15 protein-coding genes and 1 riboswitch are annotated in these 12,272 nt (G+C 39.6%); of the genes, 11 read left to right on the forward strand and 4 right to left on the reverse strand.

Annotation, left to right across the window (positions count from 1 at the left end; translation table 11 throughout):
* Positions 1–6: 6 nt before the first annotated feature.
* The 7 genes from HM131_RS10325 to HM131_RS10355 all read left to right on the forward strand — a co-directional run bounded on the left by HM131_RS10325 (position 7) and on the right by HM131_RS10355 (position 6,700).
* Complete coding sequence (locus HM131_RS10325; protein WP_085029681.1) at positions 7–723, forward strand: response regulator transcription factor; 717 nt, start codon at positions 7–9, stop codon at positions 721–723.
* Positions 723–2,504 (forward strand): ATP-binding protein, encoded by a 1,782-nt coding sequence (locus HM131_RS10330; protein WP_085029682.1) that lies wholly within the window; start codon positions 723–725, stop codon positions 2,502–2,504. The genes HM131_RS10325 and HM131_RS10330 overlap by 1 nt, the downstream gene beginning before the upstream one ends.
* 41 nt (positions 2,505–2,545) lie before the next feature.
* Positions 2,546–2,725: riboswitch (cobalamin riboswitch) on the forward strand.
* A gap of 197 nt (positions 2,726–2,922) precedes the next feature.
* Positions 2,923–3,333 (forward strand): DUF4430 domain-containing protein, encoded by a 411-nt coding sequence (locus HM131_RS10335; RefSeq protein ID WP_085029683.1) that lies wholly within the window; start codon positions 2,923–2,925, stop codon positions 3,331–3,333.
* A 4-nt stretch (positions 3,334–3,337) separates the two neighbouring features.
* The gene (locus HM131_RS10340) at positions 3,338–3,886 is read left to right on the forward strand and encodes an ECF transporter S component (protein WP_085029684.1); all 549 of its coding nucleotides are present in this window, start codon (positions 3,338–3,340) and stop codon (positions 3,884–3,886) included.
* 282 nt (positions 3,887–4,168) lie between these two features.
* Positions 4,169–4,708, forward strand: a complete 540-nt coding sequence (gene sigX / locus HM131_RS10345; protein WP_085029685.1) for an RNA polymerase sigma factor SigX — start codon at positions 4,169–4,171, stop codon at positions 4,706–4,708.
* Positions 4,698–5,903 (forward strand): hypothetical protein, encoded by a 1,206-nt coding sequence (locus tag HM131_RS10350; RefSeq protein WP_085029686.1) that lies wholly within the window; start codon positions 4,698–4,700, stop codon positions 5,901–5,903. Before sigX ends, HM131_RS10350 begins: the two co-directional genes overlap by 11 nt.
* Positions 5,904–6,247: 344 nt before the next feature.
* Positions 6,248–6,700 carry a helix-turn-helix transcriptional regulator gene (locus HM131_RS10355; protein ID WP_085029687.1) on the forward strand — a complete coding sequence of 151 codons (453 nt, stop codon included), beginning with the start codon at positions 6,248–6,250 and terminating at the stop codon, positions 6,698–6,700.
* Positions 6,701–6,735: 35 nt separating this feature from the next.
* Here the strand turns inward: HM131_RS10355 and HM131_RS10360 are convergent, their stop codons facing one another.
* Complete coding sequence (locus HM131_RS10360; protein ID WP_085029688.1) at positions 6,736–6,984, reverse strand: ferredoxin; 249 nt, start codon at positions 6,982–6,984, stop codon at positions 6,736–6,738.
* Between the two features lie 140 nt (positions 6,985–7,124).
* Between HM131_RS10360 and HM131_RS10365 the strand changes: the two genes are divergently transcribed.
* From HM131_RS10365 to HM131_RS10375, 3 genes are read left to right on the forward strand one after another with little or no spacing between them, the layout of a single operon-like run.
* Entirely contained in the window at positions 7,125–8,189 is a 1,065-nt protein-coding gene (locus tag HM131_RS10365; protein ID WP_198162613.1) for a YpbB family protein, read from the forward strand.
* Complete coding sequence (locus tag HM131_RS10370; RefSeq protein WP_085029690.1) at positions 8,176–9,723, forward strand: RecQ family ATP-dependent DNA helicase; 1,548 nt, start codon at positions 8,176–8,178, stop codon at positions 9,721–9,723. Before HM131_RS10365 ends, HM131_RS10370 begins: the two co-directional genes overlap by 14 nt.
* Positions 9,701–10,297 carry a CPBP family intramembrane glutamic endopeptidase gene (locus HM131_RS10375; protein WP_085029691.1) on the forward strand — a complete coding sequence of 199 codons (597 nt, stop codon included), beginning with the start codon at positions 9,701–9,703 and terminating at the stop codon, positions 10,295–10,297. Before HM131_RS10370 ends, HM131_RS10375 begins: the two co-directional genes overlap by 23 nt.
* A gap of 52 nt (positions 10,298–10,349) precedes the next feature.
* On the opposite strand, the gene HM131_RS10380 is transcribed toward HM131_RS10375, so the two are convergent.
* Genes HM131_RS10380 through HM131_RS10390 form a run of 3 tightly spaced genes read right to left on the reverse strand, consistent with a single transcriptional unit; the run spans position 10,350 to position 11,424 of the window.
* Complete coding sequence (locus HM131_RS10380; protein WP_085029692.1) at positions 10,350–10,919, reverse strand: manganese catalase family protein; 570 nt, start codon at positions 10,917–10,919, stop codon at positions 10,350–10,352.
* A 17-nt stretch (positions 10,920–10,936) separates the two neighbouring features.
* Entirely contained in the window at positions 10,937–11,203 is a 267-nt protein-coding gene (locus tag HM131_RS10385; RefSeq protein ID WP_085029693.1) for a spore coat protein CotJB, read from the reverse strand.
* The gene (locus tag HM131_RS10390) at positions 11,203–11,424 is read right to left on the reverse strand and encodes a spore coat associated protein CotJA (protein ID WP_085031934.1); all 222 of its coding nucleotides are present in this window, start codon (positions 11,422–11,424) and stop codon (positions 11,203–11,205) included. Before HM131_RS10390 ends, HM131_RS10385 begins: the two co-directional genes overlap by 1 nt.
* 130 nt (positions 11,425–11,554) lie before the next feature.
* On the opposite strand from HM131_RS10390, the gene HM131_RS10395 reads away from it, so the two are divergent.
* Complete coding sequence (locus tag HM131_RS10395; RefSeq protein ID WP_085029694.1) at positions 11,555–12,187, forward strand: CBS domain-containing protein; 633 nt, start codon at positions 11,555–11,557, stop codon at positions 12,185–12,187.
* Positions 12,188–12,272: the final 85 nt, after the last annotated feature.

The following is a 12,272-nucleotide window of genomic DNA, read 5'->3' on the forward strand; positions in this document are numbered from 1 at the left end:
AGTAGTATGGAAAAAGAAGGAAAGATATTGGTTGTGGACGACGAAGAACGTATTAGACGTCTAATTAAAATGTATATGGAAAGAGAAAATTATGAAATCGATGAGGCAGAGGACGGAGAAGAAGCTTTAATGAAAGCGATACAGAATGATTACGATGTGATTTTGCTTGATTTAATGCTTCCAGGTAAAGACGGAATTGAAGTTTGTAAAGAACTTCGCGAGAAAAAAGCGACTCCCGTAATTATGCTCACTGCAAAGGGAGAAGAAGCGAATCGGGTGCAAGGATTTGAAGTTGGCACAGATGATTACATTGTAAAACCTTTCAGTCCGAGAGAAGTGGTTTTAAGAGTAAAAGCATTGCTCAGAAGAGCATCGACAACAAGGTTCTTACAGACGGACACCTCTACAAGAAATATACTTATCTTTCCTCATATGACGATTGATAACGACGCCCATCGGGTGACAGCAGACGGAGTGGAGGTCGCTTTAACTCCTAAAGAATACGAGCTTTTAAACTACATGGCCCAATACCCAGATAAAGTTTTTGATCGGGAACAGCTGTTAAAGGAAGTGTGGCAGTACGAATTTTTCGGAGATCTTAGAACGGTAGATACTCATGTGAAAAGGCTACGCGAGAAACTAAGTAAAGTTTCAGCAAACGCTGCAGGGATGATCGTAACTGTTTGGGGAATTGGATATAAATTTGAGGTCAATGGTGACTGATGTTTTGGCGAAGTGTTGTAGGTAAATTATGGTTTACTATTCTACTGCTCGTTTGCTTCGTTCTATTTATACTTACGATATTACTCTTGGAGTTTTTTCAAAACTATCACATCCTTGAAGCTGAGCGGCATTTACTGCAGACGGCTAACAAGATTTCAGATGTTGAAGAACGTTATGAGGACAGAGAATTAATGCTTTCTACCACTAATCTAGTAAAAGATTCTGCGAGCCGTGCTGTGATTGCATGGGATGAAAGAGATATCCTTATAGCGGATAGTGAAACCGATGAGTTACCTGAATTAGGTTATGAATGGTTTGCTTCTGATCAAGAATTATCCAGCGTAATTAATAAAGGAAATGAAGTGAAAAAAGTTGCTGATCTGGAGACTTCTGAAACGGGTGTCATGGTCGTGGGCACACCTCTTGCAAATGGAGAAGGCGCTGTGTTTGTTTATCAGTCTCTTGATACAATTGAAGAAACTTCTGAACAAACAACAAAAATTATATTCCTTGGGGCGGGAATTGCCATTGTTTTGACAACGATTTTTGCATTTTTCCTTTCGACAAGGATCACTTCACCTTTGATCAAAATGCGTGAGGGAGCACTTGAACTCGCTAAAGGTGAATTTAATAATAAAGTACCAATATTGACCCATGATGAGATTGGTGAGCTGGCTATGGCTTTCAATCGGATGGGGAGGCAGTTGAAATATCATATTAATGCCTTGAACCAGGAGAAAGAGCAGCTGTCAGGAATTTTGCGCTCAATGGCTGATGGAGTTATTACGATCAACCGAACAGGAGAGATACTAGTTACCAATCCTCCAGCCACGCAGTACCTGGATGCTTATGCATTTGAGCATAAGGAAGATATGAGTGATGCTCAAACTCTTCCAGAACCGTTAACAGCTTTGTTTAAAAAGGTTATTACCAATGAGGAAGAATCAATGACGGAGGTCACTCTTCAAGGACGTTCGTGGGTGATCATTATGACACCGCTTTATGATAAATCAACAGTACGCGGTGCCGTCGCGGTTTTGAGAGATATGACGGAAGAACGTCGATTGAATAAACTTCGAAAAGATTTCATTGCAAATGTATCTCATGAACTGAGAACTCCTATTTCTATGCTTCAAGGATATAGCGAAGCAATTGTCGATGACATTGCCGAAAGTAAAGAAGATAAAAATGAGCTCGCACAGATTATCCACGAAGAATCGTTGAGAATCGGTAGGTTGGTTAATGAGCTTCTTGATCTTGCCAGAATGGAGGCAGGACATATTCAGCTTTATGTAGAGTCTGTAGATATCCATCCTTATATGAATAAAATCATTCGTAAATTCCAAGGAATTGCCGACGAACGAGATGTCAAATTAACGATGAGAGTTGATCATGAGTTTGACAGACTTCCCTTCGATTCCGATCGAATTGAACAGGTGCTTACGAATCTAATTGATAACGCAATAAGGCACACGCAGCCGGGCGGAAAAGTAGAAGTTACAGTAGACCATATTAATGGGGATTGGATAGCCTCTGTTCATGATTCTGGGCAAGGTATAGCTGAAGAGGATCTTCCTTTTGTTTTTGAGCGTTTTTATAAAGCAGACAAGTCCAGAAAACGTGAAAGTTCGAAACAGAAAAAAGGCACAGGGCTAGGTCTTGCGATTGCTAAAAATATTGTAGAAGCTCACCATGGGACAATTAGTGTTCACAGTAAGTTAGGAGAGGGAACTACTTTCACCTTTAGAATACCGAAGAATCTTGAGTTGACAGAATATTAGATTGCTTATTTTTCAATTATCATGTAATGTAATAAATGAACTTCATACGAAAGATTTTGGGTGCCCGACAAGGCTTAATAGGGAATCTGGTTAGAACCCAGAGCTGTCCTCGCAACTGTAAGTGATGACGAAAAGGAAGTTCCACTGTGCGTTATGCATGGGAAGGATCCTGAGTAGGATGAAACACAAGTCAGTAGACCTGCCAAAATCTTATGTTTCAAAGCTTCGGGGATTGAGCGTTTGAGACAACCGATTGGTTCTATGTAATAACTAATAACCTTTCTGGTTTGTCTTAAGCTTGTCCTTTTTAACAAAGGGCAAGCTTTTTTGATAGTTACATAGCCGTGGTGTTGTCTTTATGTCCTTTCTTGAAAGCGATGAAACCATTATAAATTGAAAGAAAGGATGAAGAGTGAAGATGAAAAAGTTTAATTTCTTTTTAGTTGCTGCTCTACTTGCCGTCGGGGTAATAAGCGGGTGCGGCACTCAGCAGACTGAGAAAGCAGAAGAGGCAAATGCAAGTCAGCAAGAGGAGAAACAGGAAGTTACACTGAAGGTGGAAATTTCCAAAAATAATGGCGAGGAAGTGCTCGCTGATCAAGAGATCACTGTTGCAGAGGGTACGACATTGATGGAAGTTATGAAAGATAATTTTGAGGTAAAAGAAAGTGAAGGTTTTATTAATAGCATTGAAGGAATCGAAGGCAACCAAGAAGAAAAAATGGCCTGGATGTTTACGATTAACGGAGAGGAAGCCATGGTAGGTGCAAATGAATATGAAGTGGAACAAGGAGACGAAATTATTTTTGATTATCATTCGTGGGAATGATTAAATGAATACTTATAAAATTACACTTATTGCGATGTTAGCAGCTCTGGCGATTGCCGGAAGAATTGCGCTAGCAAGTTTACCTAATATTCAGCCGGTTACTGCCATCATTATTTTGACTTCGTTTTGGCTTGGTCCATTAGCTGGGGTAATTATGGCGTTACTCACTACAACCGTTTCTAATATGCTATTAGGGATGGGCATTTGGACTATTTGGCAAATTGCGGCTTGGACAGTAATCGGCCTTATTGCTGGGTTGCTGGGTAAAGTTTGGCCCCGATTACCTTTGTGGGCTCTCACCGCATACGGGGTATTTAGCGGGTTATTTTTTGGGGTTGTCATCTCTCTAACGATGCGAACGATTGGGCAGCCGTTTTGGGCCTATTACTTGGCAGGTTTACCTTTTGATTTAAACCATGCGGTTGCTAATGCTGTATTTATTTTAGCTCTTTCTCCAATCCTTGCAAAATTGTTTAAAAAATATGAGAAGAGAAATGGGTTAAAAGAGACGACAAGCCCCCAATCATATGTGGGCAATCAAACCCATTCTTAATAGTAAATTGATTAGATTATCAAACTAATTTTTGTTCCAATCAAATAGTAAATCACGCACAAAAGTCTAAGGGATGCCTTAGGCTTTTTTCTTTGTTCTAGGAGAGATTTTTTAGGTTAATTTCGAGAAACCCAGAATAGAAGCCTAAATTTATCTTAATTAATCCAGGTTTTTATTACTCTGTTCAATTTCTATTTCTTTTTTCAGCATGGCATATTAAGATAAAGGTGTAACTTTTGTACATACATATACGACTATTTCTATAACCAGGAGGTACCTGTAGTGAAGAGGTTCTTTGATGATCTGTATGATAAATATCATAGAGATCTATTTCAATTCATCATCTACATGGTTAAGGATCGTGATTTAGCTGAAGACCTTGTCCAGGATGTTTATATTAAAGTCATTAAATCTTACCAATCTTTTGATGGAAGAAGCAGTGAAAAAACGTGGTTGTTTTCCATTGCACGCCATGTAACAATTGACTTTTTTAGAAGGCAGAAAAGAAAGCGAAATCGGATTATGGATTTTTTTGATTGGAGCGAAAAAGCTGAAAAGATTCAAGATACAGATACCCTGCCTGAAGAAATTGCCATTCAAAATGAAGAAATGAAGGCGGTATATCAAGCGTTGGATCAATGTACTGTTGACCAGCGAAGTGTCATTATACTTCGCTTCATTCAAGGGATGTCCATTCAAGAAACAGCCGCCATATTGGATTGGAGCGAGAGTAAAGTGAAGACGACTCAACATCGAGGTATGAAAGCGTTGAGAGAAATACTAGATAAAGAAAATGAAGGGGGAGTGCAGCGTGAAGCGTAAACACCGTACAGATGAAGAATTAGAAAACATGCTCAGGCAGCTGCCTCCTATTGAGGATCATCAAAGCAAACAAGAGTTGTATCATAAAATCTCTCCGGAGGTTCAAAAAACAAAAAGAAAGATGGCGCCCTGGATTATGCCAAGTTTGGCGACCGCGGTGGTTATCTTGTTATTAGCCGTCGTTATCCCTGTTTTTTTAAATATGGTGAACTCCAGTCAAATGGAACAGTCTACTAGTGATAATTCTGCTTCAGAAGCAAATCGAACTATGGAAAGCGCCGAAATGCCTGATGAAAGTGTGGATCCCGAAAATAGTCAACCGAGTACAGAAGGTGCAAAAACAGAGAGAGAATCTGAGCAATCTGTTTCTTCTTCTACTGAGGAAGCCAATCAAAGTTCCCTGGATAAGCAAGCTGAATTAGCTGAGCAAACTGAAAATAGTCTGGTTAAAGAGGTACTGCCCGGTAAAAATGCTCAAGTAATTATACCATTTACGAAAGTCTATGAAAATGGTAGGAGTGAGGATAATCAAGCCTTTGTGCCCAGTGAATATGGATTATCAGAGAGTTTGCTTAAAGACGTTCAAATTGATATTGAAGATCATGAGAAGAGAGCAACTGTAACATTCCCTGATGATTTTACAGTGAATGGCAGCACATGGGCAGAAATGCTGACTGAGAGCATTCGCTGGAAGGTGGAAGCGTATAGTGTAGAGACCATAAAGCTTGAGTCTACCAGTGGAGGTGCTGTTCATATAGGCCCCTATGGGGAGATCAATGAGCTAACCCCAATTAATAATGGAGAGTACTATTATCAACTATACAAAACTCCGGATAGCCCCACTGAATTCCTGGTGCCTTTAAAACTTGATGAAGGTCGAACTATTTTAGAAGCCTTGATGGAAATGAAAAAAGAAAAACATCTTAATTATGTATCACCACCTGTCCCTGCTCATGTGAAATTTTCTTCTGTTTCAGAACGTGAGGGACAATTATTGGTTGAGGTTTCTCATGGGAAGTGGTCGAATGAGCGAGAAGTAACCACTATGATAGAGGCTATTCTAATGACGGCTAAGCAATTTGGTTATGAGAATGTTCAACTTGATGGAATCAAACTCGCAGGCTTTTCGGCTTACAATCTTGAAGAACCTATTGGAGTACCAGAAAGGATGAATACGATCACAATAAGCGAGTAAGAAATCCCCTCTCTGCAGGGGATTTTTTATGTCAAGTAAAATAATATAATGACTGTTTTGTGTACTTTTGTAGTGTGAGGCGACTGCATCCAGCTTCAGCGCGTTTCCAATCGAAGTCATTGGTCAATTGCCTATATTGAAAGACCCATCCGCTCCGTCGCTTGTCTTATCCTTGGCGAACGACATCAGGATAAGGATCAGTGCGCCGATTGCACAGGACGTACTGAACACAGTTGAACATTCATTGAAAGGCTAAGTCAGGTACTTGAGCTATTGTTCTTTTGTAGGATGTTCGAGTATCTCATGTTAAAATGAAGGGGACGTAGTAAAGGGGACGATAACTGATGGATAAAGAGCAATTAAGAGAACAAGTATCACATAAAATGAAACTAATCCGTGTGGAATATGGTTATACACAGAATCGCATGGCAGAAGTGCTAGGATTATCTAAAAAGACTCTTGTCCAAATCGAAAAAGAGCGGACACTGGCTGGATGGACGACAGTGGTGGCGGTTTGTGCTCTCTTTCAGCAAAGTGAAGTTTTAAAAGGAGTGTTAGGAGACGCTCCACTTGAAATCGTCGAAACTATGGCCCACTACCAATTAGATGGGCCAGTAGGTAAGACGATGGGGGGGAAAGTGTGGTGGAACCTTATCGCTGAAAGTGAAGAATACATTTTGCAGCAGAATGTCATCAGTCAGCATTACAGGATTATTGATCGCGATTATCAAAGATGGTTTTCCAGTTTCGACCAAATGGAGGCAAGTAACCGGTTTGAAGAACTATCAAAAAAATAAATGTCCCCTCCTGCTTATGGAAGGGGATCACTTTTTTATTCGTGTTTAAGCGGGTCTCCGTCAAACGGTTCGTCAGCTACTTTTATTGAATCAGTCGGACAACCTTCGAATGCGTCTTCCATGTCTTCCTCCAATATATCAGGTACTTCGTAATTCCCTTTATTCTGATCAAGAATGGAATAGGCTATCCCTTCATCATCGTAGTCATATATATCAGGTGCTGCTGCTCCACAGGCGCCGCAAGCGATGCAAGTATCCTGGTCAACCATTGTAAATTTAGCCATGAGTTATGAACCTCCTTTGTGTTTCACCTCATGAAGTAATAAAGGATCACGGATAAAAAAAGATACATAGATATTGTAAAACTCTGTCTAATACTTTTCAACATTAACCGGTTTGGGAAGTGATCATTGGAGGTGAGCTTTTGTTTAACCAAATTATTTTGGACTGTGTTCATCGATTAAAGGGAGAGCGGACGATCTCTGGAATATATAATTTATTGACTGGAAAGAGATCAGCGCAGACTTTACAGGATGCTCGAGTTTACAAGCTGGATTCTTATTTTGGAATTTATAAATCTCTAGATCGAGAGCAGCTTAAACATTCTTTCCAAAGGTTAGAAGAAAAAGAGTGGTTAGTGATTAAAGGGGATATCTATTCATCAATAACATCAAAAGGTTATCAGTATCTCTCTAATCATAAGGAAACACTCTATTTCAATGGATTGATGGATCACGCGAAAGTGGCGGAGTTTGAACGAAGAATTTTTCTATTAATACAGACCTTTACCAATATGTTGAAGGGAAAACGTTCATTTATCCCTATTGTGGAAGATGCGAAGGCTCAGTTGTGGGTGAAAAAAGTCTACCAAAAGAATCACAATGATCTAGCCGGGATTGTGAAGTCTTTGTATAACGAGATCTATACTCTTCTAAAAGACAGGCCTGCACTAGAAGCAGAAATATTCACCTATAGGCTGACAGGTGGAGGAGTCATCGGGCTTACACGAGAGCAGTTAAAAGACAAGCACAACATATCTTTATCTGATGTTGACGTATATCTCAACCATGTGTTTTACTATCTCTTCTTCCAGGCTAATCAATCGAGTAAAACTAACTCTGTCCTTTCTTTATGTGCAAAGGGGTTGAAAGAGTCCAGTTTAATAACAGCTTCTGCGAAGCGAACCTATGCCTATATCGAAAAAGGATGGTCCATCGACGAAATCGTTAGGAAAAGAAGGCTGAAAAAAAGCACGATCCAGGACCATATTGTTGAAGCAGCTTTAGTAGTGCCATTTTTCCCTATCGACTCGTTTCTTAGTGAACACGAGCTCCATAAAATCATTAACGTCGCAAATGAGTTGGACACACAGCGGTTGAAATTAATTTATGAAAACCTTGAAGGGCAATTTACTTACTTCCAGCTGCGCTTGGCTTTAGCCAAAGATCAAATCTCTTCCGAGGAAGGAACGCTATATGCAAATGCATGAGCATCTATCTCAACAATTATATAAACATTTTGGATTTAAAGAATTCAGAGAAGGACAGCGCGATATCATTGATGATCTTATGAAAGGGAAAGATGTATTGGGAATATTACCTACAGGTACTGGTAAATCCCTGTGCTATCAATTGCCGGCTCTGTTGCAATCAGGAGTGACGCTGGTTGTTTCTCCTCTCATATCTTTGATGATAGACCAAGTGAAACAATTAAAAGCGAGAGGGTTCAGAACTGTAACAGCGCTTAATAGTTTCATGGACCATAATGAAAGGCTAAAAACTTTGAACCAATTAAGCGATTATTCTCTTATCTACCTTTCTCCTGAAATGCTGCAGAATGATCGGGTAAAGCAGCAGCTGTTCAAAATAAAGGTGAATTTACTAGTAGTGGATGAAGCTCATTGTATCTCACAGTGGGGGCATGAGTTCAGGACTGATTATTTGAAGCTTGATCAAGCCATAAAAGAGCTGGGGGATCCCACAGTTTTGGCACTGAGTGCAACCGCAACCCCAGAAGTCCAGTTGGACATTATGGAGAAACTGAACCGTAAAGATATGCAGAAACATGTCTATCCTATGGACAAACAAAATATCAGTTTTGCTGTAGAACAACACAATGGTCCTGACGATAAGATTGAAAGGATTGTTCAGGTACTTTCGAAAAAACAAGTTCCTACAATGATTTACTTCTCAAGCCGTCAATGGGCAGAAAAAGTTTCTTTCCAACTTAGGATTCGACTGGATCAACGTGTGGCTTTTTACCATGGTGGTATGGATCAGACGGACCGTATGCTTGTACAGCAACAATTTATGAATAATCAACTGGATATCGTATGCTGCACAAGTGCTTTTGGGATGGGCGTTGACAAGTCAGATATTCGAATTGTCATTCATTTTCACTTGCCTCCTCAGTTGGAATCATTTATCCAAGAAGTAGGAAGAGCAGGCAGAGATGGTAAGCCTTGTGCTAGTCTGGTTTTATTTACCCCTAAGGATCATTATCTACCTCAAATGTTAATTCAGAACGAGCTGCCTGAACAACAGGATGTGAAACGTGTGCTTAAACGAATTCAGTCTTACAGGAGAGATAAAGGTGTATTGCCTAATGTGGACGAGCTATTAATAGAATTAGAGATTTCTGAATCTCAGTGGAACTTTATTCACCATCAGCTTGAGCGTTACCAAGTATTAGATGGAAATTCCATTTTAAAGGACCCAAATGACGAGAATATTCTACAAAAGCTGCTACAATTCTTAAATGAACGGTGGACGTATAAACAGAATAAGCTTACAGAAATTTTACATTGGGTTCATCAGTCAGAATGTCGCCGACAGCACTTATATCAATCTTTCCAGGAAGAAGTACGCGAGCCTTATGTACCATGCTGTGATGGTTGTGGTTTTGAAGTCTCAAAGCTGCATTTCAAAGAGAGTAAAGCTGAGAGAATGGGACAAACATGGGAGGATCGGTTAAGGATGGTTTTTAGTCAGGAGGAAGTTCATGAATCGAAAGAAACAAGCTGATCTTATTCAACAGATGAGTGATCGCGAATTGACCATTCAGCTTATTCTGACTCAACTCATTATTCTATCCTTAGCAGGCATAGGAAGCTTTTTTTTATTTGACTCCTTCCGAGAGTGGATTGTTCTGTTTCAATTCTCCTGGTCAGAACTGTTATGGTTTGGTTTATTGCCAGCACTTATAGTTCTTCTGATAGATTTCGCTTTATTGTATAGTTTACCAAAACGATTTTACGATGATGGCGGTATTAATATAAAGGTATTTCGACAACGTTCCTATTTATCCATTATAGGGCTTACGCTACTGATTGCTTTCAGTGAAGAAATGCTGTTTAGAGGCGTGGTTCATACAGAGTTTGGTTACATTATTGCGAGTGTTTTGTTTGCTGTCATGCACATTCGTTATTTGGATAAAATCGTTCTCTTGGTTTCTGTCCTATTTGTAAGTTTTTTTATAGGATATATGTATGAACAGACGGGGAGCCTTGTCGTAACAATTACGGCTCATTTCCTTATTGATTTTGTATTAGCCGTTTGGATTCGAATGGGAAAATGGGGAAGTAGGGAACAAGTCTAACCATTCTATTAACATTAAATACCCCTAACCTCTAGAGGTTAGGGGGTATATATTAAAATATTTTTTTACGGTCTCTTTCAAACTTAAGTATTTCTACAGCTTCCCTAAATCGTTGAGAATGTATAATTTCGCGTTCCCTTAAAAACTTTAAGCTATCATTAAGGGATGGATCATCGGACATATTAATAATCCATTGATAAGTGGCTCTTGCCTTTTCTTCCGCTGCAATGTCTTCATATAAATCAGCTATCGGATCCCCTTTTGCAGCAATGTAAGATGCTGTCCATGGGACTCCACTTGCATTGTTATAATATAAGGCATTGTCATGATTTGCGTAGTGAGCACCTAAGCCTGCTTCTTTCATTTGTTCAGGAGTTGCATCTTTCGTTAATTTATAGACCATTGTAGCGATCATTTCCAAGTGAGCAAATTCTTCCGTTCCAATGTCTGTTAAAAGACCGATGACCTTATCAGGAATACTGTACCTTTGGTTTAGGTAACGGAGAGCGGCAGATAGTTCTCCATCTGCGCCTCCATATTGCTCGATCAAGTATTTGGCGAGTCGTGGATTGCATTCTGTCACTTTTACTGGATATTGAAGTTTTTTTTCATAATACCACATAGTTCCCCTCCTTTAATTCATAGTTGCCAGGGCCAAGGGCTGTCTCCCCAGTTCCAAGGATAACCGGAGAAACTGGCACCGTATTGGCGTAGCGGCCCAAAGTGCTGTTCGTAAATGGATTTAAGGTCTCTGCTTTGAACAACCAGCTCATTAAATTGCTGGATGGCCTGGTTATCCTGAGGGTGGGTATCCAAATAGAGGGTAAGTTCAACAAGCGCAAAATCAACCATTTGGATTTTTTCCATTAGTTCATACCGTTTTTTTACTTGATCATCCTTATGCATCACCTCTTGCCTCCTTCAGGAATAGGAGTCGGATAAGGATCGTAGAAACAAGGCCAAAGGGTTCCTTTGTAGAGTGCCTTCTCCAAAGGGAATTGAGGTAAGTTAGGCTGCTGAAAACCTACGTACAGGTTCGGCGGAGTTTGATAGCTGGCGTATGGCCTCGGAGGGCATGGATCGAATGGACCGTGGTAAGGTTGATAAAACTTAATTGGAGTAAAAATCTTTATCACCATCCTTCTCTCATCATGGATATTTATGAGTGAATGGCTTGGATTATTCGTATGGGTTGCAGGAATCTCATCTATAAAAGGAGAATAAAAGAGTATAGATAAGGAGAGGGAAGGTGAGTGTATGTTTGTTAAAGGAATCATGAAACCAGTTCATAAGTGTTTTGTAGCTAAAAGTGAGGATAAACTGAGTGGAATTCTCGATCTGTTAAACGAAAACGACATTGAAGGTATGCCTGTATTAAAGGGTGAAACTTTTATTGGAATGATTTCTAAAAACATTATCTATCAAGCGTACTTTAAAACGGATCAAGAGAAAAACACTTTTTTAAATGAGACAACAGCAGGCGACATTGCAGAGTACCCGGACTATTATATACATGATGAGGAAGTTTTCGAACGAACGCTTCCATCTTTTAAAGGTTTTCCTGTTCTTGCAGTGGTCGATGAGAATCGTAAATTTCAGGGGCTAGTTACCCGCTATGATGTAATCGAACAGTTTGAAAGTGCTTTTGGAGCTCGTAAGAAAGGCATAAGAATTGCCTTTACCTCAGAGGAATCAGCAGGAAGAATTGAGCGGCTCGGAAATATTATAAAAAGCTATCATGAAAATGTTATCTCTTTAGCGACTTTTGATGAAACCGATAAGCTTGCTAGGAGAATCGTATTGAAAATCGAACCGAATGATAATATCGAACAATTTACTAAAAAATTAGAGAAATCAGGGTTTCGCATCTTAAGTGTTAAAGAAGTATAAATGGTTAGGAGAAGACTGTCACCAGTGGTGACAGTCTTTTTATCGTATTTGATATTATGGTAAGATGAATTTTACTTTAGAATTT

The sequence above is a fragment of the Halobacillus mangrovi genome, assembly GCF_002097535.1.
Classification (GTDB): domain Bacteria; phylum Bacillota; class Bacilli; order Bacillales; family Halobacillaceae; genus Halobacillus; species Halobacillus mangrovi_A.

Coding starts and splice junctions, on each gene's coding strand:
- HM131_RS10325 (WP_085029681.1), top strand. CDS start 7: ATGGAAAAAGAAGGAAAGATATTGGTTGTGGACGACGAAGAACGTATT.
- HM131_RS10330 (WP_085029682.1), top strand. CDS start 723: ATGTTTTGGCGAAGTGTTGTAGGTAAATTATGGTTTACTATTCTACTG.
- HM131_RS10335 (WP_085029683.1), top strand. CDS start 2,923: ATGAAAAAGTTTAATTTCTTTTTAGTTGCTGCTCTACTTGCCGTCGGG.
- HM131_RS10340 (WP_085029684.1), top strand. CDS start 3,338: ATGAATACTTATAAAATTACACTTATTGCGATGTTAGCAGCTCTGGCG.
- HM131_RS10355 (WP_085029687.1), top strand. CDS start 6,248: ATGGATAAAGAGCAATTAAGAGAACAAGTATCACATAAAATGAAACTA.
- HM131_RS10360 (WP_085029688.1), bottom strand. CDS start 6,984: ATGGCTAAATTTACAATGGTTGACCAGGATACTTGCATCGCTTGCGGC.
- HM131_RS10370 (WP_085029690.1), top strand. CDS start 8,176: ATGCAAATGCATGAGCATCTATCTCAACAATTATATAAACATTTTGGA.
- HM131_RS10375 (WP_085029691.1), top strand. CDS start 9,701: ATGAATCGAAAGAAACAAGCTGATCTTATTCAACAGATGAGTGATCGC.
- HM131_RS10380 (WP_085029692.1), bottom strand. CDS start 10,919: ATGTGGTATTATGAAAAAAAACTTCAATATCCAGTAAAAGTGACAGAA.
- HM131_RS10385 (WP_085029693.1), bottom strand. CDS start 11,203: ATGCATAAGGATGATCAAGTAAAAAAACGGTATGAACTAATGGAAAAA.
- HM131_RS10395 (WP_085029694.1), top strand. CDS start 11,555: ATGTTTGTTAAAGGAATCATGAAACCAGTTCATAAGTGTTTTGTAGCT.